Raw genomic sequence first — 23,905 nt, forward strand, 5'->3', positions numbered from 1 at the left:
AAAGGAGATCGTCATGAAAGGATTACGGTGGCTGGCGTTCTGCCTGGTCTTCCCCGGGCTTACGGGCTGCAGCACCATGTATTACGGCGCCATGGAAAAAGTCGGCATCCATAAACGCGACATCATGGTGGACCGGGTCGAAGAGGCCCGTGACACCCAGAACGAAGCCAAGGAGCAGTTTCTGACGGCCATGGAGCAATTCAAAAGCGTGGTCAACTTTAAGGGAGGCGATCTGGAAAAGGAATACAACCGTTTCAACGCCACCCTGCAAAAGACCGAAGCCGAGGCAAACGCCGTGCGCGACCGCATCCGTGCCGTCGAGGACGTTTCCGAGGCCCTGTTTGATGAATGGCAGTCCGAGATCGATCAGTACAACAGCGACAGTCTCCGCAAGGCCAGTAAACAGAAGTATGACCTGACCCGGAAAAAATACGCCAAACTCATTGAGGCCATGAAAAAGGCCGAAGCCAAGCTGGAGCCGGCCCTGGTCCCCCTGCGGGACCAGGTGCTGTTCATGAAGCACAACTTAAACGCCCGCGCCATCGCCGGTCTGAGCACCGAAGTGGTCGCCATTCAGACCAATGTCGATCAACTGGTCCGCGACATGGAGGGCGCCATCGCCCAGGCCGATTCGTTCATCGCCTCGCTCAAGGAGGAATAAAGTGCCGATATATCGGCAGCGGGTAACACCACATTTTTTCCGGAAGCCATCGTCATATTAAAATTTCAATCGGTTCAATATATTAAGTAGATTTCTAAAAGTGGCATACGGTTTGCTTTGCGAATTGAGAAGACAAACAGCTGTTTAATAAAATGGGGAGATAAAAATGATGAAAAAATGGATGCTCTGTTTTATCGTTCTGGTGTTTATTACCGGCCAGGCCCTGGCGGCGGAAAAGACGACGACCGGGACGCCGGAAGCGGCATCAGCTCAAACGACGACGATTGAGGAAGTGCCGGAAGTAACCGACACAACCGGAAAATCAGCGGACAAGACCGCGCCGGCGGAACCGACGGACAAGACCGCAACCGCGGGGGGAAAAACCAGCGAGGTCAAAAAGCACGGATTCGGCCATAAGCTGCTGTTGTACATACCCAATAGAATCCTCGACGTGTTTGATTTTGTCCGTCTGCGGGTGAGAGTCGGACCGGGAATCGCCGTCGGCGTCCGCGCCACCAAGCCGCTGACCCTGGCCGTCGGCGGATACACCTCCATTTATGCCGGGCTGCCCGGACCGCGCCGGGAACCGACCATCAACCTGCCCATCGGCATCGAGAACTACGTGGGAGCGGAATTGAGCGTCCTGGACGGCAGCAACGAGGGCCGGTTTTCGCCCAACTATTCCTCAACGGAAATCGGTGTGTCCGTTCACCCGCTGATCGTCGGCCTCGACCTGGCCGTTGATCCGCTGGAAGTTCTGGATCTGGCCCTGGGCTTTCTGTTTATCGACCTGTGCGGCGATGATTTTTAGATAGCCCCTAACCTTGATGAAACCGTAAAAAGTCGAAATTTGCCATATTTCGTCGCCCCGGCCCCCGAGCCGGGGTCCAGAAAAAATGGATAGTATCAATTTTATACTGGATTCCGGGTCAAGCCCGGAATGACGAGGTAAAAACTTTTTACGACTTCATCAACCTTATTATCCAGAAAGAGATCTGAATGAAAAAACTCATACCCCTGGCCCTGTTCCTGACGGGTCTGTGGCTCTGCCTTACGCAAACGGCGTTCGCGGCCGATACGCCGTCACCGCGGAAACCGCCTGAGGCTCAAACCGCCCCAACCACGACCGACGACGATAACCGCGACCCGGCCGCCCTGGCCGAACTGAAGCGGGCCACGGATTTTCTGACCGGCCTGAAACGGTTCCATGTCCGCTCTGCCATTGCTTATGACGTGGTCCAGCAAGACGGCCGCCTACTGCAGTTTGAAAGGAACGGCGACATCTACATTCAGCGCCCGGACCGGTTCTTTGCCGATGTCAATTTTGATGACGGCCGCAGGCGCCAGTACTGGTATGACGGCAAGACGATGAGCCTGGCCGAGCATTCCAAAAAAGTGCACACCCAGGTCAAGGCGCCGCCCACCATCGACGCCACCCTTGACATGCTGGAGAAACTGTTAAAGGAACCCCAGCCCCTGGCCGATCTCTTTTACAGCGACCTCAGCCCCCTCGAACGCCTGGCCCTCAAGGCCGACGTGGTCGGCGACAGCATGGTGAACGGCCGGCCATGCACCCACCTCTCCTTCTGCGGGAAGGCGGTGGACTGGCAGCTCTGGGTGGAAAAGGGCGCGACGCCTTTCATCCGGAAACTGGTCATCACCTACCGGGAAGAACCGGGCATGCCCCAGTCGGTGGCGCTTCTGGACACCTGGGAGACGCCCGGCCGATTTGCCGATGACCTCTTCAGGGTCAATGTGCCGGCCGGTTTCCAGTGGATCGACGTACTGGTCCCGGCGCCGCTGGAAAAGGAAGGGGGGCAGCCATGAACCGCAAAATGTTTTCCGTCATCCTCATCAGTGTCTGTCTGGCGGCCTGGTCTTATGCTGTTTCCGTTGAAGCCCGGGGCGGCGGACGCGGTGGTGGTGGTTTTTCACGGGGCGGCGGCGGTTTTTCCCGGGGCGGCGGCGGATTCTCAAGAGGCGGCGGCGGAAGTTACGGTTCCATCCGCAACAGCAGCCGGCCCTCGACGCGGGACGTTTCCCGTCCTTCGCGGGATTACGGCTCACGGCCGTCCACCCGGGACGTGTCCGGTCCGTCCGCCGGCACCCGGGACCGGTCTTCTGACAGAGCGGAGCGCGCCTCCGACCTGACCTCCGATCAGAGAGAGGCTTTGCGAAACCGCGCCGAAAACATGACGCCCGAGCAGCGGCAGGCGCTCCAGGAAAAAGCCTCCAGCCTGACCCCGGACCAGCGCGATGCGCTGCAGAGCCGCGCCGAAAACATGACACCCGAGCAGCGGCAGGCGCTCCAGGAAAAAGCCTCCAACCTGACCCCGGAACAGAAGGAGCAGGTCAAAAGCCGCCTGGAAAGCCTGACCCCGGAGCAGAAGGAGCAGCTCCGGCAGAAATTCGAGGATTCAGGTCTATCCGCGGAGCAGCTGCCGGCGGACCATAAGGACTGGAGCCAGGAGGACTGGCAGGACTGGCGGGACCAGAACCGGGAAGACTGGCAGGACTGGTATGAAGACGAATACCATGACTACTGGGACGACCACTATTACCCGGTCTGGTGGTACGGTTATCCGGTGACAACGATGTCCTACTCCTTCTATCTAGATGATGACCCTCCCTGTTCCCGGACGGTGGTGGTCAACAATGCCGGCGGATACGCCAGCACCTATTACCATTGTGATTCCGTCTGGTACCGTTCCACCTACGCCAGCGGAGAGGTCCGCTACGTGGTCACTTCCCCGCCGCCCGGCGTGGAGCTGGACAACCTGACCGACGCCTACAAGGTGATGGTCAACGGAAAGGAGTACTTCGTCAGCGGTCATGCTTTTTACCAGACGGTCACCCGCGACGGTAAACCGGTCTACGTGCTGGTGGATCCCCCCCTGGGAGCGGAAGTCAAAACCATCCCCCAGTACGCGGTTGAAATCAAGCACCAGGAGCAGAGCTACTACCGCTATGATAAAATCTTCTACCAGCGCCAAGGGGATGTTTTCGTGATCGTGGCCAACCCGGGGGTGTAACGATTCAGGTTTATTGATTTGTTTTTAAAACGGAGGAACGGGATGAAGAAGACAGCGGAGCAGATCAGGCTCGACGAAGCGCGTCTGGGGAAAACCTCATGGAAAAGATGGGGGCCTTACCTGTCCGAGCGGCAGTGGGGCACGGTGCGCGAAGATTACAGTGAGAACGGAGACGCCTGGAACTATTTCACCCACGACCAGGCCCGGTCCCGGGCTTACCGCTGGGGCGAGGACGGTCTGGCCGGCATCTCCGACGACCGGCAGCTGCTCTGTTTCAGCCTGGCCCTGTGGAACGGCCAGGACCCCATTCTCAAGGAAAGGCTGTTCGGGCTCACCAACAGCGAGGGAAACCACGGCGAGGACGTCAAGGAATACTATTACTACCTGGACAGCACGCCGACCCACTCCTACATGAAATACCTCTACAAGTACCCCCAGCGGGCCTACCCTTACGACGGGCTGGTGAAAACCAACCGTTCCCGCGGCCGCCTGGATATGGAGTACGAACTCATCGACACGGGCGTCTTTGACGACGACCGGTATTTCGACGTGTTTGTGGAATACGCCAAAGCCGCGCCCGACGATATCCTGATCCGGATTACCGCCTGCAACCGGGGGCCGGAGGCGGCCATTCTCCATGTGCTGCCGACGATCTGGTTCCGCAACACCTGGTCCTGGGGCGACAACAGTCCCCGCCCCCTGCTCCGGCGGACGAAAGCCGGCGTCATCTCCGCCACTCATCCCGAAATGGGGGATCTGTGCCTCTACTGCGAAGCCGCCGGCGACCTGCTTTTCACGGAGAATGAAACCAACACCGCCCGCATGGTGCATGTTCCCAACCGCACCCCCTACGTCAAGGACGGCATCAACAACTTCATGGTCCACGGCATCCGGGAAGCGGTTAACCCGGATCAGGCCGGCACCAAGGCCTCCGCCTATTATCCGCTGACCATCCCCGGCGGAAAAGAAACCGTCGTCCGCCTGCGCCTCACCGCCGGGACCGCCGCCAAACCCTTTGCCGACTTTGACGCGGTCATGTCCGCCCGCCGCAGCGAAGCGGACGATTTCTACGCATCGGTCATCCCATCCTCCCTGGACGCCGACGCGGCCGGCGTCATGCGCCAGGCCCTGGCCGGCATGCTGTGGTCCAAGCAGTTTTACTATTATGACGTCGACCGCTGGCTGGAAGAGCGCGGGGCCGGCCTGTTCAAACCGAAAAAGGGCACCGCCCACCGCAACGAACAGTGGAACCACCTCTACAACGCCGATATCATCTCCATGCCGGACAAGTGGGAATACCCCTGGTACGCGGCCTGGGACCTGGCCTTTCACGTTCTGTCCCTGAGCCTGGTGGACTGCGATTTCGGAAAGCAGCAGCTGAACCTGATGCTGCGGAACAATTATCTTCATCCCAGCGGACAGATTCCCGCCTATGAATGGAACTTCAGCGACGTCAACCCGCCGGTGCACGCCTGGTCCACCATCTTTTCCTACCGCCTGGAGCAGGCGCAGAAGGGCAAGGGGGACCTGGACTGGCTGGAAAACTCCTTTCACAAGCTGCTGCTGAACTTTACCTGGTGGGTCAACCGCAAGGACCGCTCGGGCAGCAACGCCTTCGAGGGCGGGTTCCTGGGCCTGGACAACATCGGGGTCTTTGACCGCAGCGCGCCCCTGCCCACGGGCGGTTACCTGGAACAGGCCGACGGCACCGCCTGGATGGCCCTCTTCTGTCAGAACATGTTTGAAATCGCCGCGGAACTGTCCGTCCATAAGCCGGCTTTCGCGGACTTGAGCCTCAAGTTCGCCGAGCATTTCGTCTGGATCGCCAACGCCCTGGCCCATGCCGGGGAAGGCATGGGCATGTGGGATGAAGAGGACGGGTTCTTTTACGACCTGCTGCGGCTGCCGGACGGCGGTTCCCAGCGGCTGAAAGTGCGTTCCATGGTGGGCCTGCTGCCGTTCTGCGCGGCCACCGCCATGGACGGGAAATTTGCCGACCGATTCCCGGAAGCCGGCCGGCGTTTTGAAAAATTCCTGGAAGCGCGGCCGGAATTGAGGGCCTTCATCCATGATCCCTTCAAGCGCGGACAGGAAGGCCGGCGGATGGCTTCGGTATTGAACGAAACCAAGCTGCGACGAGTGCTGGAGAAGATGCTCGATGAGAACGAATTCCTGAGCCCCTACGGCATCCGTTCCCTGTCCCGTTTTCACGACCAGAATCCCTACGTGTTCCGCGCCGGCGGCCAGGATTACAAGGTCTCCTACCTGCCGGCGGAATCGGACACCGGCATGTTCGGCGGCAACTCCAACTGGCGCGGCCCCATCTGGATGCCGGTCAACGGCCTGATCATCCGGGCGCTGCTGCAATACTACGCTTACTATGGCAATGACCTTACCGTGGAATGCCCCACCGGGTCCGGGCGGCTGATGAACCTTTACCAGGTGGCCGAAGAGATTTCCAGGCGCCTGGCGGCGATATTCCTGAAGGACGCCGACGGCCGGCGGCCGGTCAACGGGGGACAGAAAAAAGTCCATGAGGATCCCCACTGGAGCGATCACATCCAGTTTTACGAGTACTTCCACGGGGACAACGGGGCGGGTCTGGGCGCCAGCCACCAGACCGGCTGGACCGGCATCATCGCCCGCATCATGCACCTGTTCGCCACCAGCACCTTTGAACAGGTGCTCCGGCAAGGCAAGATAGCCGCTTTTATGGAAAAAAAACCGGAAGGGAAAATTCCGGCCGGTGGGAAGAAGCCGCCCCGGGCCGCGGCAAAGACCCGGGGGAAGACCGTCGCCGGGAAGCCGAAAAGCAGGAAGGCATGACGCCCTGCAGCGATCGCCTTTTTACCACCGGTCGTCTTTCGAGTCTTCCTCCGGGGGCTTTCCGATCCCCGGCGTGTGCCGGTACATGATCTCCAGAGACACCAGCCGGGCCAGAAGCGTGGCCGGGAAAAGCATGCCGAGGAGGGCTTCGAGAATTGCGAACATGCGGGCCACGGGATGAACCGGCACGACGTCTCCGTAGCCCAGAGTGGTCAGGGTGACGAAGCTGTAATAGGTCAGCGTGGAATGGAGGCCCGGATCATCCGGCCGTACGATTGTAGACGGGGGGAAGGAAAAGGCGTCATTGATCAGGAGTGAAATCAACATATATATATAGGACCAGGTGATGCCGATGAGCAGATAGGCCGCGATGGCGCCCCGGATCCGATGACGGGTCACCGGCCCTTCCCGGAAAACCCGATGCATCAGCACGCTGATCATGAGGAAAAAAAAGGCGACGATGGAAAAATACCAGCAAATGGCAAAAAACCTGCCCGGGAAATTCTGGTTCAGGACATGAAACACCAGAACAAGACATGCGCCCACGGCGGCAACCGTCCGGAGAAAGCGGCTCTCCGTAACCGTGGCGACGCCCGAGATCAACAGCGGAATATAAAAAACAGCCAGAAAAAAACCGGTCAGGGTCGACTCGATAAAGGGCGACAAAAAGAAAACCAGGAGCAGGATGAGCAGCAGCGCTGAAAAGCCGCGCCCTTCCCACCAGAACCGGTAAAACCGGCTGATGCCGTGTTGCAGCGGTAAACCCATTATCCCCTCTCCCGCCCTCTTTAGTATTTGTAAAAAATATATAATTAAATAGTATAAAATTAACAACATAAAAACCCATATCCCGTATTTTCCGCTATCCTTCAAACCGGATTCTTCTGTTTGCCGAGCAGCGGATCAGAGATGCCCATGGCCGGAAAGATAAAAGCGGAATTCAAAAAAAGCTTGTAATAATGTAAATCGAAACCTATAGTTTCAATATGCAAGGTTACAGAAACAGACAGATCCAGGCGGAAATAGAAGAAAAACTGCTGAACTTTCCGGCCGTTGCGGTGCTGGGGCCGCGCCAGTGCGGCAAGACGACCCTTGCCCTTACAATTGTCAAGAAGCTTGGCCGGGCGTTATATCTTGATCTGGAAAAGCCTTCCGACCAGAGAAAACTTCAAGACCCCGAGTTGTTTTTTCAATTTCAGAACGACAACCTGATCTGCCTGGACGAGATTCAGCGACAACCGGAGCTCTTCCCGGTTTTGAGAAGCATCATCGATGAACGGGGAGCAAACGGGCAACTGCTCATTCTGGGAAGCGCCTCCAGGGACCTGATCAAACAGAGTTCAGAAAGCCTTGCTGGCAGAATCGCCTACATTGAGCTGACGCCGTTTACCCTTCCGGAGGTGGCCGAGACAGCCGATAAAGGGCCTGTTGCCATCATGAAACTCCTCGTAAGGGGCGGATTTCCCAGAAGCTTTCTCGCTAAAACCGCAAAAGAAAGTTTCGACTGGAGAGAAAATTTTATTCGAACTTTTCTTGAGCGGGATATCCCACAGCTTGGTTTTTCCATCCCCGCCCATTCACTGGGACGATTGTGGCAGATGCTGGCCCATGTTCATGGTCAGGTCCTTAACAGCTCCAAGCTTGGTGAATCCCTGGGGGTCAGTCACACCACCGTCAGAAAATATATTGATCTGCTTTCTCAAACGTTCATGATCAGGACACTACCGCCCTTTGAAGCCAACCTCAAAAAGCGGCTGATAAAATCACCAAAGATATTTATCCGCGATTCAGGGATACTGCATGCCCTGCTGGGCATACAGAATATTGACGATCTGCTGGGGCACCCCGTTTATGGTTCGTCTTGGGAGGGCCTTGCGATAGAAAACATTCTGACCTGCGGCAGAGGCTGGCATCCTGCTTTTTTCCGCACCTCAACGGGCGTTGAAATTGACTTGATCCTGACAAAAGGGAAGAAAGCCGTGGCCTTTGAATTTAAAGCATCCGCGGCGCCGACGGTCGGCAAGGGATTCTGGATGGCGTTGAGCGATCTGAATATTAATGAGGCCTGGGTTATCGCGCCGGTAAAAGAGGCCTATCCGATCAAGAAAAATGTCATGGTCGCGCCGCTTGATTACGCGCTTAACCGGCTTCAGGGAAAAAGATAACCGAATTCTCATGGGGTCGGACCTGCATAACCTCTTTATATATCAGAAAATATTTTCCAAGAGAAAGCGTTTTTATCGCTTAAACCGTTATTTTCAAACTTAAAATCGGCATTGTAAAACAAAGAGCCTCTTTCAGCACGGATGTACCGTCAGGTACAATGGATTCCAGCAGATGGTCCGCTACTACGGCTTTTTATAACAACAAGAGCCGGGGTCAGCGGATAATGGCAAACCAGGTTGATGACATCGCCCAAATTCTCCCCAGGTAAAAAATCCCGTGGCTGATCTCGAATGGCTAATTCGGCATGAAAATCGGAAAAGTCTTGACTTTTTCGGAGTCACAGGCATAATGGTCAGCATGAAACGTTACCTGGAAACATACATTAAAAAGGATCTGCCGGAGAAGATCATCCTCCTGACAGGGCCACGGCAGGCCGGCAAGACCACGCTGTCCAGAATGCTGACCGACAGCTTTGATTATTTTAATTATGACAATGCCGAGCACCGGGCGGACCTGCTGGAAAAATCCTGGGACCGGTCAAAGGAACTGATTATTTTTGATGAGCTGCATAAACAGAAAAACTGGAAGTCGTGGCTGAAAGGCATCTTTGATACCGAAGGGATACCGCCGTCCCTGCTGGTTACCGGCAGCGCCCGGCTGGACACTTACAGAAAAGCCGGCGATTCTCTGGCGGGCCGGTTTTTTCAGTTCCGGCTGCATCCCCTGGACCTGAAGGAAATCAACGCCGTTCTGAAACCGGACCATCTGGAGAAGGAGCTGGATAAGTTGCTGGATGCCGGCGGTTTTCCGGAGCCGTTTTTAAAGGGCAGTCAGCCGTTTTACAAGCGCTGGCAGAAATCGCATCTGGATATAATCATCCGGCAGGATCTGATCGAGTTGGAGGATGTTCAGCAGATCACGGCCATTGAGACCCTGATTCAGCTGTTGAAGCGGCGCGTGGGCAGCCCGGTTTCCTACCGCTCTCTGGCGGAAGACTTGCGGTGCTCGGACAAGACCGTCAAGCGCTGGCTGACCATTCTTGAAAATATGTATGTCATTTTCAAGGTGCCGCCGTATCACAACAATATTGCCCGGGCGATATTAAAATCTCCGAAATTCTATTTTTACGATACCGGCCAGGTGATCGGGGACCCGGGGGTAAAGATGGAAAACCTGGTGGCCTGTGCCCTGATTAAAGAAATTCATTATCTGGAAGACTGTTTCGGCGAAGAGAGCCGGCTTTATTATTTGAAAAACAAGGAAGGCAAGGAGATCGATTTTCTGGTTACCCGTAACGAGGCTCCCTTGTTGATGCTGGAGGTCAAATGGCAGGACAACGCCTTGAGCCCCAATTTTGCCGCGTTTGAGAAATATTTTCCCGGAACCAGAAAAATCCAGCTGGTCAAAGCGCTGAAAAAGGAAAAAACGTATTTAAAAGGGCCGGAAATCCGCGCGGCCCACAAATGGCTGGCCGGCCTGGATTTGTCCGGGAGTAAAAAGGGGGACAGTCTCACTTAATTGACGATGGCAGAGGCACCCGGAAATATGTCACCAATTAAGTAAACTGTCCCCCTTTTTACAATTCCATAATTATTTGAATTTCAGTAGATTTATGAACATGCATAATTTTTGCGCAGACCGCTTGTAAATAATCAGAGATGTGGCAGAATGTCAAAAAGGGGTTATAAACAAGCAGTCTACATAAATATAATGTTATGTTTTTGAGACAAAAGTCATGGTGCATTGATTCTTCGAAATATTGGAGTGCAAGATTAACACCGATGACGAAGAAGACTTCGAGTAAAAAACACCATTATCTTCCCAGACATTACTTAAAGGGATTTACTGATAAAGAGGGTGGTTTCTTCGTCTATGACAAATCTACTACCAAGATATTTCCCACCGCTCCTGATGCCGCTTTTTTTGAAAACGATTTGAATACAGTCGAACTACCGGATGGGGGGTTCTCAGATTTCTTAGAAGGTCTCTACACGGGGATTGAGAATCAATCTTGGGGGCCGTTGGACAAAATCAGAGGGTCTAGTTTTGACGCACCCATTGAACCTTTGGACAAAATGCAACTTTTTCTTTTCTTGTCGTTTCTGTACTGGAGGCTGCCGAGCAATATCAAACTCGCAGAAGAACTATCAAGAGAGTTTTTTGATGGAGATAACGATCTTGATTATTTCAAGCTCCTAAGTAAAACCGGTGAAACTGTGCCAAAAGAGGTAGTGGAAAGAATAAGAACCTCTCCAGCTTTCAAGAAAACTGCCAGGAGCATAGTGCCATTCGCCCCATTTTTTAAAGACAAGGACTGGTGGCATAGCATTGATGACTGGCGATTCGTCTATTCGGGAGATCAGGGTAAGTGGTTTATCGTAGGAGACAATCCGATCGTTGCTCACGGCAACAACGACCACGATCCTGTCAACTGTCTAAAAGAATTCATTTTTCCGATCTCTGGAAACATTCTTTTGGTCGCTGGCCATAAACATACTGATAAAACACTCCCTCCCGGTTTCGCAGTGCAGTACGGTATCGGAATCATAGAAAGAGCTCAGAGATTTGTTGCCTGTCAAAACAAAGCTTTTCTTGAGGCACTGATAAAGCACCATGACTTGCATGTTCAATATGACAAGACCAACATCATTATCCCGGAACTCTTTAAGATGCTGGAAGAAAAAGAAAGGGTTCCTGTCGATTTCAAAAGGGTATGATTGGAATATTTTACAAAAGAAAGAAGAATTGCATCACAAGGTCAATCCAGCCGATCGCTATGATCCGGCTGATTTTTTCGTTGGGCGTCTGAATGTTGCCGGTAACCGTGGATAAGGATTGAATACGTATGAGTAAGACATTCGACCAGGGCAAAGATGAAGTTGCCAAGTTGTGTCAGTACTTCGCCGTTAACCGGCAGTCCTTCCTTGCCCCTGGCGTCAAGGAAGCCCACGTCCGCCAATCGCTCATAGACCCTTTTTTCGAAGCCCTGGGCTGGGACATGCGCAACGCCGCCATGGCCGCGCCCCAGTATCGCGAAGTCATTACCGAAGACAGCCTGGATGTGGAAGGCCAACAGAAGGCGCCCGACTACACTTTCCGCGTCGGCACCTTGCCGAAGTTCTACGTCGAAGCCAAGAAGTGCGGCGTTAATATCAGCGCCGATCCGGCGCCGGCCTATCAACTTCGCCGCTATGGCTTCAGCGCCAAACTGGCCCTGTCCATCCTGACCGACTTCGATGAACTGGGCGTGTACGATTGCGCCTCTCGCCCGCGACCCGGCGATAAGGCCAGCCATGCCCGCATCCAGTATTTCGGGTTCACCGAGTACCCTGACCGCTGGCAGGAGATTTGGGACGTGTTCTCGCGTGAGGCCGTCTGGTCCGGGACATTCGACCAGTATGCCGCCTCCAAGCGTAAGCGCGGCACCTCCGAGGTTGACGGCGAGTTTCTGAAGGATATCGAAGGCTGGCGCGATGTGCTGGCGCGGAATCTCGCCCTGCGCAACAGCGATTTGTCGGCGGACGATCTCAACGCCGCCGTTCAACGGATCATTGACCGGATCATCTTCCTGCGAATGGCCGAGGATCGCGGGCTGGAGTCTTACGGGCAACTGCTCAAACTCTGTGAGCAGCCCGACATCTACGACCGTTTTATGAGCGGATTATGCCGTAAGGCCGATAAGAAATATAATTCCGGTCTGTTTCATTTTCAGAAAGAACACGGCGTGTCTGATGCGCCGGACACGCTCACGCCGCGCCTGGCAGTGGACGACAAAACCATCAAAACCATTCTTCAAAGCCTCTACTTTGAGCATGGTTGCCCTTACCACTTCGGCGTCCTGCCCGTGGAAATTCTGGGTACGGTGTATGAGCGCTTTTTGGGCAAGGTCATCCGCCTGACTGCCGGGCATCAGGCCAAAGTCGAGGAAAAACCCGAAGTGCGCAAGGCCGGCGGCGTCTACTACACCCCGGCCTATATCGTGAATTACATCGTCCACAACACCATCGGCAAGCAGATTGAAGGCAAAAGCCCCGCCGATCTTTCCGGCGGCAAAACCAGACCTCCCTTTCGTGTGCTTGACATGGCCTGCGGCAGCGGCTCCTTCCTCCTGGGCGCCTATCAGTTCCTGCTCGACCATTGCCTGAACTGGTACCAGGCCAACCCTTCCAAGAAACATGGCAAAGCCGTCTATCAGAACTCCAAGGGCGAAACCTGTCTTACCATCGCCGAACGCAAACGCATCCTGACCACCCACATCTTCGGCGTCGATATCGACCAACAGGCCGTTGAAACCACCAAGCTCTCTTTGTTGTTAAAAGCCCTGGAAGGCGAAAACGATACCTCCCTCTCCAAGCAGATGCTTCTTTTCCACGAACGCGCCCTGCCGAATCTATCGGACAACATAAAGTGCGGAAACTCCCTGATCGCCTCCGACTTCTCCATGCTTCCCGAAGACCTCGTCCGCGTCCGCGCCTTTGACTGGTCCGCGCAATTCCCTGACGCCATGAAAGCCGGGGGGGTCGATGTGGTGATTGGGAATCCACCTTGGGGAGCAAGTCTCTCTGATGAAGAGAAGAAGTATCTGTCGCAGAGCTATTCATGCTTCCAAGGAAATCATGACAGCTACCTATTCTTCATAGAAAAGGCTAATACCCTTCTTAGGAACAATGGGCACACATCTTTTATCACTCCAGACTCGTGGATCAAAGTTCCTCAAGCCGAACAACTTCGTCGGATACTTCTCGGTAACGGAAACATCGCTTCGATCACAACATTACCTCAGAAGGTGTTCAAAGGCGTAAGCGCAAACTGTCTCATTTTTGCATTCACCAAGGGAAGAGAGACGGATAAGTGTCAAATCAATATCCTGAGACCTAAATCCGACCTGTCAAACCTAGCGCAATGCAAGTTTGAAGAGAACTACAAAGTAAACACAGCGGAGTGGAAAACGTCTCCTGATGCACAGTTCCAGATATTTCAGAAAAGGGAAGTCTCTCAAATTATCAACCGCATTGGCGACCGCTGTGCACAGGCGTTCCGATTTTTGGACGTCATGCAAGGAATTGTGCCATATTCGAAAGAGAACCATTCGAAGGAGACAATCGAAAAGCGAGCATTCCATTCCCCTAAGAGATTATCTGATGAGTACGGGATATGGATTCAAGGACGGGCGATCACTAGGTATTGTCTCACGCTCAAAACCGTCGAGTATCTGCGTTATGGTGACTGGTTGCACCGTCCGCGAAAGGCCAAGTACTTTCAAGGCTCCCGGATCTTAATTCAAGAGATAACTGGTGGGCATCCGCCAAGAATTGCTGCATGCTATTGCGATGCAGTTCTTTATCATGATCCAGGCATCATTTCATGCTTGGTTGTGGAAAATCTTCATCTGAAGTTTCTGCTCGGAATTTTGAATTCCCGTTTTCTGAGTTGGTTTCATCGTTACGCCTCGCCTAAGGGAACTAGGCATGCGTTTCCCAAAGTTCTCATCGGGGATATTCGAGCTTTTCCGATACCAAGGATACAGCTTTCAAATCCCGCCGATAAAGGGCGCCACGACAAACTGGTAGCTTTGGTGGACAAGATGCTAACACTGACGCCGAAGCTACGCGAGGCCACATCAGAATCCGAAAAAGCCGCATTGCAAAATGCCGTCACGGCGACCGATGTGGAGATCGACCGTCTGGTGTATGAACTATACGGCCTGACCGAAGAGGAAATCAAAATCGTTGAAAACGACCGGAGGGTTCCATGACATCCAACAAGAGCCATTGGGATAATCTGTTTAACAGGACAGAAGATACAAAATTGGGGTGGTACGAAAAAGATACCGCCCAGACTTTCAAGCTGCTGAGCCAAATTCCAGGCCTGGAAAAAGCCACCGTCTTTCTCCCCGGCGCCGGCACTTCCATTCTCATAGACGACCTTATTCCTAATACAGGCAAGCTGATCCTCAATGACATCAGCGAGGAGGCGTTAAATCGGGTAAGACGACGATTAAAAGAGGGCAGCGGGAAAATTATATGGCTTTGCCAGGACATTGCGCAACCGATTACCGGTCTCATACCGGAAACGGATGTCTGGATTGACAGGGCTGTCTTACATTTTCTAACCGAAGAAAATGACATTGCAGGATATTTTAAAAACCTTACGTCTATCTTAAAGACAGGGGGCCATGCCATATTTGCCGAGTTTTCATTAACAGGTGCGCCCAAATGCGCCGGATTGACGCTTCACAGATATTCCGTTGATGAACTCTCTCAAAGGCTGGGGGCGGCCTTTACGCTTGTGTCTCAATTTGACTACACTTACATCAATCCTTCCGGTGATCCCAGGCCATACATTTATGCGCTGTTTAAAAGAGAAGGATAGTATTACGGTGCCATCATACTAATTTCCGTCTAAGCAGATAAACCGGTACCGTAATCCAATGTAACTCGTCACCCCGGCCCTAGTTTCGCTTTGCTCCACTGGCCGGGATGACCTCGGAAATGATGCCTACCCGGGGCCGGGATGACGAGGAAGAAAATGACCTCAGCGCCAGGGCGCTTCAACATCCGCCCCCTTGTCCTTCGAACACTGGCAGCGAACTGCCATTCCGCGTCAAGTTGACAAGTTAAGAACGTCCCCCTCCCCGTCCATGAAAGCCATAAGGACAAGGATGACTTCCGCGTCATCGTCAACTATGATCAGGGGTTATTGTGACCCGATCCCGGAGCGTCGGCGCCGGCGGTAATATAAAAATTGGATTGATTTTGTACGAACAACCTTATATTAATAAGAACTTCTAACGACCCTTCAACTTATTCAACGATCACTGAGCGGATATTTTTCGTCGATTGCGTCGTATATAACCCAAAAAGAGAAGACAACGGAGGCATTCATGCCGGTAGCTGATTATGCAACTTACTGTAAAATGCTGGAAAGGGCCCGGGAAGGCCGTTTTGCCTATCCCGCCATCAACGTCACCTCCCTGACCACCGCCAACGCGGTGCTCAAAGGCCTGGCCGAAAGCAAAAGCGACGGCATCGTCCAGGTGTCCACCGGCGGCGGGGCTTTTGCTTCCGGTTCAGCCGTAAAAGACATGGCCCTTGGCGCCATGTCCATCGCCGAGCACGTGCACCGGGCCGCGGCCCGATACCCGATCTATGTCGCCCTGCACACCGACCACTGCCAGGCGGACAAGCTCGACCAGTTTGTCATGCCGCTGGTGGAAGAGACGGAGCGGCGGCGGGCCGCGGGGCTGCCGAACCTGTTCAGCAGTCACATGTTCGACGGCAGCGCCCTGCCCCTTACCGAGAATCTCGATATCGCCGTCAAACTGCTGGAGCGGTTCCGGAAGAATGAACTCATCCTGGAAATAGAAGCCGGCGTGGTGGGCGGAGAGGAGGACGGCGTCAAAGGCGAGGCCGGCGCCAAGCTCTATACCACCCCGGAGGACACCCTGGAAGTAGCCCGGCGGCTGAACGCCGTCCAGGGCGGCCGCTACCTGCTGGCCGCCACCTTCGGCAATGTCCACGGGGTATACAAGCCCGGCCATGTCAAACTCAAGCCGTCCATTCTCAAGGACTGCCAGGAGGCGGTGGTCGCGAAATACGGGGAAAACGCCCGTTTTCACCTCGTCTTTCACGGCGGCTCCGGGTCGGAGATCGCCGACATCCACGAGGCCATCGACTACGGCGTCATCAAAATGAATATCGACACCGACACCCAGTACACCTTCACCCGTCCCATTGCCGATCATATGCTGAAGAACTATAACGGCGTGCTCAAGATTGACGGCGAAGTCGGGGACAAGAAACTCTATGACCCCCGCAACTACCTGGCCCAGGGGGAAAAAGCCATGGCCGAAAGGGTGAAAGTAGCGGCCGGCGATCTGCGGTCCGTCGGAACAACGATGTTCAAGGGGTAAAAGACAAACATAAGGAGACAGACGACAATGACGCTTCCTGCCAATAAAACAAAAATCATCTGCACCATCGGACCGGCTTCGGAATCGCCGGAAGTCATGGAAAAAATGATCCGGGCCGGGATGAACATCGCCCGACTCAACTTTTCCCACGGCTCCTTTGACAGCCACCGGAAAGTGGTCAACAACCTGAGAGCCGCGGCCCGGGCCGTCGGCCGTCGGGTGGTCCTGATGGCCGACCTGTCCGGGCCCAAGATGCGCATCGGCAAGATCGCCGGGGAACCGGTGGAACTCCTGCCGGGCGACACCTTTATGCTGACCACCGATGACATTATCGGAGACGCGGATAAAGCCTCGGTCTCTTTTCAGACCCTGCCCCAGGCGGTCAAGGCCGGCGACACTCTCTTTTTAAACGACGGCATCATCCAGATCGATGTGACCGAGGTCAGGGGGAACGACGTCGTCTGCCGGGTGGTGGCCGGTGGTGAATTACGGTCCCGTAAGGGGCTCAACCTGCCGGGCATCCGCCTGGGCATCAGCGCCTTTACGGAACGCGACCACGAGTGCCTCAGGTTCGCCGCCGAGGAGAAGGTCGACGCCGTCTGCCAGTCCTTTGTCGAGAGCGGCGACGACATCCGGGCCGTGCGCCAGGCGGCCGACGCCCTGGACTACCACCCCTTCATCATCGCCAAGATCGAGCGGTCCAACGCCCTGGATCACATGGACGATATCCTCGACGCCTCCGACGGCATCATGATCGCCCGGGGGGACCTGGGCGTCGAGGTCCCCATCGAAAAAATCGCCGTCATCCAGAAGGAGATCATGAAGCAGGCCAACCGCCGGGCCAGGCCGGTCATCACCGCCACCCAGATGCTGGAATCCATGACCGAAAACAAGCGGCCGACCCGGGCCGAGGCCACGGATGTGTCCAACGCCATTCTCGACGGCACCGACTGCGTCATGCTTTCGGGCGAATCGGCCATGGGCCGGTATCCCGTGGCGGCCGTGGAGATGCTGGTCAAGATCGCCGCCGCCGTGGAACCGAAGCGGCGGCAGATAACGGTCAAAGAAATGTTTCAGGATGCCGACATCCGCAACCGTCTCAAGCCCGATCATCTCATCGCCATCGCGGTCGAATCCTGCCTGGAATATGCCCTGCCGGCGGCGGTGTTCACGCCCACCCACGGCGGCGGCACCGCCCGGAGCCTGTCGCGCTTCAAGCTCCCGGTCTGGACCATCGCGGTCAGTTCCCAGGAGCGGACCTGCCAGAACCTCGTATTCTCTAACGGCGTCTATCCGGTTTACGATCCGGATCATCCGGAAGACTGGAACACCTTTATCCGGGAATGGATGAAAACGCATGGAGTGACGGGTGAGATGGCGATCCTGACGGAAGGCCCGTCCTCCAAGTTCCCCAACGCCAACAACCGCATGGAAATCATCCGGATTCATAACCAGTAAAACGGAAACATCATGAGTAAAGGGATATACATCGGCAGCGCCGAACCCCGCAGCGGCAAGTGCGTCCTGGCTCTGGGCGTCATGGAAATGCTGGCCGGCCGGGGGGGAAGAGTGGGATTTTTCCGCCCAATGGTCGCGGGCGACAACCGGCAGGATCATATCACCCGTCTTATTACCGGGCGATACAATCTGACGTTTCCTTATGAGAAACTCTACGGCTGTACCTACGACCAAGCCAAAGAGCTGCTGATTCAGGACCGGCCGGACGACCTGCTCAAGCTGATTCTGGAAAAATACAAAGCCCTGGAAAGCGAATGCGACGTCATTCTGTCCGTGGGCTCCGATTTTACCGGCGCCGCCGTGACTTTTGAATTCGACTTCAACGCCCGGCTGGCCAACAACCTGGGATGCGGCATGCTGGCCGTCGTCAATGGATACGGCAGGGAATTCACGGAAATCATCGACGCCGCCCAGCTTTTCATCGACTCTCTCCAGGATCGCAAGTGCGACGTCCTGGCCCTGGCCGTCAACCGGGTTGCCCCGTCGCGGGTCGACGCGGTCGCCGGAGAACTGAAAATGCTCATGCCCTCCGGTATTCCCGCCTATGTTCTCCCGGAACTGGATATCCTTGAAAAACCAACAGTCGGTGAAATCGCCGTGGTCCTCGGCGCGGACCTGCTCATCGGTCACGCGGAAAGCCTGAACCGGGATGTCAGGAACTTCAAGGTGGCGGCCATGGAGTTGCCCCACTTTCTGGATCATATCGAGGAGGAAAGCCTTATCATCGTGCCCGGCGACCGTTCCGATATCATCATCGGCAGTCTTCTGGCCGATCATGCCAAAACCTACCCCCGCATCTCCGGCATTATTCTGACCGGAGGGATCAGGCCCTCGGCCCAGGTCATGCGGCTGCTGCAAGGACTCGGGGACATCCCCGTGCCGGTCATCGCCATGCCGACGGATACCTACACCACGGCCCTGAAAGTCAGCTCCCTGGAAGGGATTCTTGACGCCGGCAACAGCCGGAAAATAGCCGCCGCCCTGGGCATCATCGAATCCCGGATCAATGCCGCCGAACTCATGGGACGCCTCGCCGCCGACCGTTCCGACCGAATCACGCCCCTGATGTTTGAATATGAAATCATCCGGCGGGCCAAATCGGACAAAAAGCACATCGTCCTTCCGGAAGGATCGGAGGAACGAATCCTCCGGGCCGCGGAAATCCTGGCCATGCGCCAGGTGGTGCGGATGACCCTGCTGGGTGATCCGGAGGCCATCCGGAGCAAGGCGGCCTCCCTGGGTATTTCCCTGGCCGGCGTGAATATTGTCGATCCCCTGACCTCGGACCGGCGGACGGTCTACGCGCAAGCTTACAGCGAACTCCGCAAGCACAAGGGCGTCACCTTCGAGATGGCCTTTGATGTCATGGCCGACGTGAGTTATTTCGGCACCATGATGGTCCATTTCAACGAGGCCGACGGCATGGTGTCCGGATCGATCAACACCACCCAGCACACCATCCGCCCGGCCTTTGAAATCATCAAGACCCGGCCGGATTGCGCCATTGTTTCCAGCGTGTTCTTCATGTGCCTGCCCGATCACGTGGTCGTATTCGGGGACTGCGCCGTCAACCCGGACCCGGACGCCGGGCAACTGGCCGATATCGCCGTCAGCTCAGCCGAGACGGCCCGGTCCTTCGGCATCGAGCCCCGGGTCGCCCTGCTCAGCTATTCCACCGGCGATTCAGGCAAGGGCGCCGAAGTCGACAAGGTCCGGGAGGCAGCGAAAATCGCCAGAAAAAATCGGCCCGATCTGAAAATCGAAGGCCCCATCCAGTATGACGCCGCGGTCGATGCCGGTGTGGCCAGGACCAAGCTGCCGGGAAGCGAGGTCGCCGGCCGCGCCACGGTCCTGATTTTCCCGGACCTGAACACCGGCAACAACACCTACAAGGCGGTCCAGCGCTCGTCCGATGCCGTGGCCGTCGGGCCTGTTCTCCAGGGCCTTAACAAACCCGTCAATGACCTCAGCCGGGGGTGCACGGTCACCGACATCGTCAACACCGTGGCCATCACCGCCATTCAGGCCCAGACCGCGGGAGTCGGAAAATGAGAGTCATTGTCGTCAATTGCGGAAGCTCCTCCATCAAATACGAAACCTTCGACGTGAACGGGCTGATCCCGGTCACGGCCGGCCTCCTGGAAAACATCGGCGGGCCGGACAGCCGCCTGAAGCACCGCTACCGCACCGCCGACGGCGCCTGGCATGAACAGGTTGAAAAGCGCCCCGTCGCCGACCACCGCGAAGGGTTTGCCTGTATCCTGGACGTGTCGGGCCGGGCACGGGCGGACAGCGCTCAGATGAATATATTCGGCGTGGGCCACCGGGTGGTGCACGGCGGCGAAAAGTTCACGCGGCCCGTCATCATAGACGAGTCCTCACTGGATACCCTCAGGGCACTGGTGCCGCTGGCACCGCTCCACAATCCGGCCAACATTACCGGCATTACCGTCATGCGCGAAATGCTGCCCGAGGTGCTTCAGGTGGCGGTCTTTGACACGGCCTTTCACCAGACCATGCCGCCGGAGGCTTTTCTCTATGCCCTGCCCTATGAATACTACCAGGACCATGGCGTCCGCCGCTACGGGTTCCACGGGTCATCTCACCGCTATGTGGCCGGAGAAGCGGCCCGGCATCTTAACGCTCCGCCGGGAAAACTCAATCTGATCACCCTCCACCTGGGCAACGGCGCCAGTGCGGCCGCCATCGAACGCGGCAAGTGCGTCGACACCTCCATGGGGCTGACCCCCCTGGAGGGCCTGGTCATGGGAACCCGTTGCGGCGATCTGGATCCGGCCATTCCTTTTTTCCTGGCCGGGAAAACCGGCCGGCCGGTGGAGGAAATGGAAGCCGTCCTCAACCGGGAAAGCGGGCTCAAGGGCCTGTGCGGCGTCAACGACATGAGGGAAATCCAGCGCCGGGCCGGCGAAGGCAATGCCCGGGCGCGGCTGGCTTTGGACATGTTCTGCTATCGCGTCAAAAAATACATCGGCGCCTATTACGCGGCCCTGGGCACCGTCGACGCCATCGTCTTTACCGGCGGGATCGGAGAAAATTCGGCGGCCGTCAGGGAGAAGTCATGCCGGGGCCTGTCAGCCCTGGGCATCATGGTCGATCCGGGCAGAAACAACCGGGTCGCCGGACCGGTCACGGAAATCCAGGACGACCGGGGCCGGGTCAAAGTGCTGGTCATCCCTACCAACGAAGAACTGGAAATCGCCCGGCAGACCATTGCCACGATCAAGGCCGGCAGGAACCCGGAGGCATGATGGAGATAAAAAACTACGCGGCTGACGAGACGCTTAAAAACGGACGGCGGGTGACTATCCGGGCCATCCGTCCGACCGACCGGGATGAACTGGTGGCGGCACTGAAGGAACTCGACGACCAGTCCCTCTACCGCCGTTTTTTTTCAATGAAAAAAAACTTTTCCGAAAAAGAGCTGAAGGCGGCCACCGAGGTCGACTTTGACCGGGTGGTGGCGCTGGTGACCTGCCTGCCGGAACAGGAGGACGGAAAACTGATCGGCGGATGCCGTTATGCCGTATTCGATAATCCGGACATGGCGGAGGTGGCGTTTACCGTCCGCAAAGGGTATCACGGCCTCGGCCTGGGCGGCCTGATGTTCAAGCGCCTGGCCGGAATCGCGAAAGACAGAGGAATCAAAGCGTTATGCGCGGAAGTCCTGTCGGAGAACACGCCCATGCTGAAGGTGTTCAAGCGCGGCGGTTTTCCGATTAAATTCAAACAGGAATCGGGCGTGACCCATGTGACCATGTCCCTGACCGGGTAATATCTATTAATAGTAATGATGCGCGGATTACGATCGCATTCTTTCAATTTACGGGAAAATGTATTAAGAAACAGTGAAGTAACGGCTGTTTCATTATCAATTTTTTAATTGGGGGAAAGGAGTAAGTCATGAAAATCAAAGTCGGTATTAACGGTTTCGGCCGGATCGGAAGATTGTTCTTTCGGGCGGCCAGCAGCAACCCGGGGATCGAAATTGTCGGCATCAATGATCCTTTCATCGATCCGACCTACATGGTCTACATGCTCAAGTACGATACCGTGCACGGCCGTTTCAAAGGCACGGCCGAGGCCAAAGACGGCCAGCTGGTCGTCAACGGCAACACCATCAGCGTGTTTTCGGCCATGAAAGCCGATGAAATCCCCTGGACCGCCTGCGGCGCGGAATACGTTTTGGAATCCACCGGCGTCTACACGGAACTGGAGAAAGCCGGCGCCCACATCAAGGCCGGGGCCAGACGGGTGGTCATCTCGGCGCCGTCAAAGGACGCGCCCATGTTCGTCATGGGGGTCAACCACGACAAGTACAAGGGCGAAGCCATCGTCTCCAATGCCTCCTGCACCACCAACTGCCTGGCGCCCGTGGCCAAGGTACTCAACGACAACTGGGGCATCGTCGAAGGCCTCATGACCACGGTCCATGCCACCACCGCCACCCAGAAGACGGTGGACGGCCCGTCTAAAAAAGACTGGCGCGGCGGCCGGGGCGCGGCCTTCAATATCATCCCCTCTTCCACCGGCGCGGCCAAGGCGGTCGGCAAGGTCATTCCCGAGCTCAACGGCAAGCTGACCGGCATGGCCTTCCGCGTACCCACGGCCGACGTGTCGGTGGTGGACCTGACCTGCCGTCTGGCCAAGCCGGCCAAGTACGACGACATCAAGGCCGCCATGAAGAAAGCGTCGGAGACCACCATGAAAGGCGTCCTGGGATATACCGAGGACGAAGTGGTCTCTTCGGATTTTATCGGCGAAACCTGCACCTCGGTTTTTGACGCCAAGGCCGGCATCCCCCTTAACGACAATTTCGTCAAGATCGTTTCCTGGTATGACAACGAGTGGGGATATTCCTGCAAGTGCGCCGATCTGATGCTTCATATGGCTTCGGTCAAGTAGTTTCCAGCCGGAAATGGCCTTTTTCCGCAATCTCTGTGTCAAACTGCGGGATTCTTTGTGCGGCGTACAAAAAGTACGCCTCCGCAGAATCCCTTGTTTTCCTTGATCTTGCGGAAAAATTCTCATTTCCGAACTGGAAACTGGTTTTTTTAAACAATAACGGAGAGTGGTCATGAAAACATTAGTCCTGCTCAGGCATGGCGAAAGCGAGTGGAACCGGGAAAACCGGTTCACGGGCTGGACCGACGTGCCGCTCTCCGAACAGGGCATCATCGAGGCAAGGAGAGCGGGGCGTCTGCTGCGCGAAGGCGGTTTCACGTTTGACGTGGCCTTCACCTCGGTCCTGAAGCGTGCCATCAAGACCCTCTGGCTGGTTCTGGAGGAGATGGACCTGATGTGGATCCCGGTCATCAGCAACTGGCGCCTGAACGAACGGCACTACGGCGCCCTCCAGGGCCTGAACAAGGCCGAGACCGCCGGCAAGCACGGCCCGGAACAGGTGGCCCTCTGGCGCCGGAGCTTTGACGTGCCGCCGCCGGCGCTTGAACCGGAAGACCCCCGCCACCCCTGCCATGATTCCAAATACACCTGTTTCCACCCCGAGGATCTACCGGGCACGGAGAGCCTCAAGGAAACCATCGACCGGCTTCTGCCCTTTGCCCAGGAGAATATCACCCCGGCCATTCGAGCGGGGAAACGGGCACTGATCGTGGCCCACGGCAATACCCTCAGGGGGCTGATCAAGTACACCGAGCGAATCCCGGACGAAGATATCGCCGATCTCAATATTCCTACCGGCGTGCCGGTGATATACGAACTCGAAGACGACATGAGGCCCATCCGCCGATACTACTTGGAATGACAGGA

General features: G+C 56.0%; 18 protein-coding genes. 17 read left to right on the forward strand and 1 reads right to left on the reverse strand.

All coding sequences use genetic code 11. The annotated features are described in order from the left end of the window. Window positions 1-13 precede the first annotated feature (13 nt). The 5 genes from AB1724_08655 (at window position 14) to AB1724_08675 (ending at window position 6,519) form a co-directional block, all read left to right on the forward strand. A complete protein-coding gene (locus tag AB1724_08655) occupies window positions 14-661 on the forward strand; it encodes a DUF2959 domain-containing protein (GenBank protein MEW6077868.1) in 648 nt (215 codons plus the stop codon). A gap of 166 nt (window positions 662-827) precedes the next feature. Next, entirely contained in the window at window positions 828-1,472 is a 645-nt protein-coding gene (locus AB1724_08660; protein MEW6077869.1) for a hypothetical protein, read from the forward strand. Between the two features lie 188 nt (window positions 1,473-1,660). After that, window positions 1,661-2,488, forward strand: coding sequence for a DUF2092 domain-containing protein (locus AB1724_08665; GenBank protein MEW6077870.1), 828 nt, complete (start codon window positions 1,661-1,663; stop codon window positions 2,486-2,488). Further along, the gene (locus tag AB1724_08670) at window positions 2,485-3,693 is read left to right on the forward strand and encodes a DUF6515 family protein (GenBank protein MEW6077871.1); all 1,209 of its coding nucleotides are present in this window, start codon (window positions 2,485-2,487) and stop codon (window positions 3,691-3,693) included. Before AB1724_08665 ends, AB1724_08670 begins: the two co-directional genes overlap by 4 nt. A gap of 42 nt (window positions 3,694-3,735) precedes the next feature. After that, the gene (locus AB1724_08675) at window positions 3,736-6,519 is read left to right on the forward strand and encodes a glucosidase (GenBank protein MEW6077872.1); all 2,784 of its coding nucleotides are present in this window, start codon (window positions 3,736-3,738) and stop codon (window positions 6,517-6,519) included. A gap of 21 nt (window positions 6,520-6,540) precedes the next feature. Here AB1724_08675 and AB1724_08680 read toward each other — a convergent pair whose 3' ends face one another. Further along, a complete protein-coding gene (locus tag AB1724_08680; protein ID MEW6077873.1) occupies window positions 6,541-7,287 on the reverse strand; it encodes an ion channel in 747 nt (248 codons plus the stop codon). 218 nt (window positions 7,288-7,505) lie between these two features. On the opposite strand from AB1724_08680, the gene AB1724_08685 reads away from it, so the two are divergent. The 12 genes from AB1724_08685 to gpmA all read left to right on the forward strand — a co-directional run bounded on the left by AB1724_08685 (window position 7,506) and on the right by gpmA (window position 23,900). Then, entirely contained in the window at window positions 7,506-8,684 is a 1,179-nt protein-coding gene (locus tag AB1724_08685; protein ID MEW6077874.1) for an ATP-binding protein, read from the forward strand. A 349-nt stretch (window positions 8,685-9,033) separates the two neighbouring features. Beyond that, window positions 9,034-10,203, forward strand: coding sequence for an ATP-binding protein (locus AB1724_08690; GenBank protein ID MEW6077875.1), 1,170 nt, complete (start codon window positions 9,034-9,036; stop codon window positions 10,201-10,203). Between the two features lie 263 nt (window positions 10,204-10,466). Further along, entirely contained in the window at window positions 10,467-11,402 is a 936-nt protein-coding gene (locus AB1724_08695; protein MEW6077876.1) for a DUF4238 domain-containing protein, read from the forward strand. A 128-nt stretch (window positions 11,403-11,530) separates the two neighbouring features. Then, the gene (locus AB1724_08700) at window positions 11,531-14,440 is read left to right on the forward strand and encodes an N-6 DNA methylase (GenBank protein MEW6077877.1); all 2,910 of its coding nucleotides are present in this window, start codon (window positions 11,531-11,533) and stop codon (window positions 14,438-14,440) included. Continuing rightward, window positions 14,437-15,057, forward strand: coding sequence for a class I SAM-dependent methyltransferase (locus AB1724_08705; protein MEW6077878.1), 621 nt, complete (start codon window positions 14,437-14,439; stop codon window positions 15,055-15,057). Before AB1724_08700 ends, AB1724_08705 begins: the two co-directional genes overlap by 4 nt. Before the next feature lie 511 nt (window positions 15,058-15,568). Then, window positions 15,569-16,597: a class II fructose-bisphosphate aldolase gene (fbaA, locus tag AB1724_08710; GenBank protein MEW6077879.1), complete on the forward strand. Its 1,029-nt coding sequence runs from the start codon at window positions 15,569-15,571 to the stop codon at window positions 16,595-16,597. 27 nt (window positions 16,598-16,624) lie between these two features. Next, window positions 16,625-18,055: a pyruvate kinase gene (gene pyk, locus AB1724_08715; GenBank protein MEW6077880.1), complete on the forward strand. Its 1,431-nt coding sequence runs from the start codon at window positions 16,625-16,627 to the stop codon at window positions 18,053-18,055. Window positions 18,056-18,067: 12 nt separating this feature from the next. Next, a complete protein-coding gene (gene pta, locus AB1724_08720; protein MEW6077881.1) occupies window positions 18,068-20,167 on the forward strand; it encodes a phosphate acetyltransferase in 2,100 nt (699 codons plus the stop codon). Beyond that, window positions 20,164-21,384 carry an acetate kinase gene (locus AB1724_08725; GenBank protein MEW6077882.1) on the forward strand — a complete coding sequence of 407 codons (1,221 nt, stop codon included), beginning with the start codon at window positions 20,164-20,166 and terminating at the stop codon, window positions 21,382-21,384. The genes pta and AB1724_08725 overlap by 4 nt, the downstream gene beginning before the upstream one ends. Then, a complete protein-coding gene (locus tag AB1724_08730; GenBank protein MEW6077883.1) occupies window positions 21,381-21,908 on the forward strand; it encodes a GNAT family N-acetyltransferase in 528 nt (175 codons plus the stop codon). Before AB1724_08725 ends, AB1724_08730 begins: the two co-directional genes overlap by 4 nt. A 128-nt stretch (window positions 21,909-22,036) precedes the next feature. After that, on the forward strand, window positions 22,037-23,038 hold the full coding sequence (gap, locus tag AB1724_08735) for a type I glyceraldehyde-3-phosphate dehydrogenase (protein ID MEW6077884.1): 1,002 nt from the start codon (window positions 22,037-22,039) through the stop codon (window positions 23,036-23,038). A 172-nt stretch (window positions 23,039-23,210) separates the two neighbouring features. Next, window positions 23,211-23,900: a 2,3-diphosphoglycerate-dependent phosphoglycerate mutase gene (gpmA, locus tag AB1724_08740; GenBank protein ID MEW6077885.1), complete on the forward strand. Its 690-nt coding sequence runs from the start codon at window positions 23,211-23,213 to the stop codon at window positions 23,898-23,900. The last annotated feature ends 5 nt before the right edge of the window (window positions 23,901-23,905 follow it).

This window comes from Thermodesulfobacteriota bacterium, assembly GCA_040753795.1.
Taxonomy (GTDB): domain Bacteria; phylum Desulfobacterota; class Desulfobacteria; order Desulfobacterales; family Desulfosudaceae; genus JBFMDX01.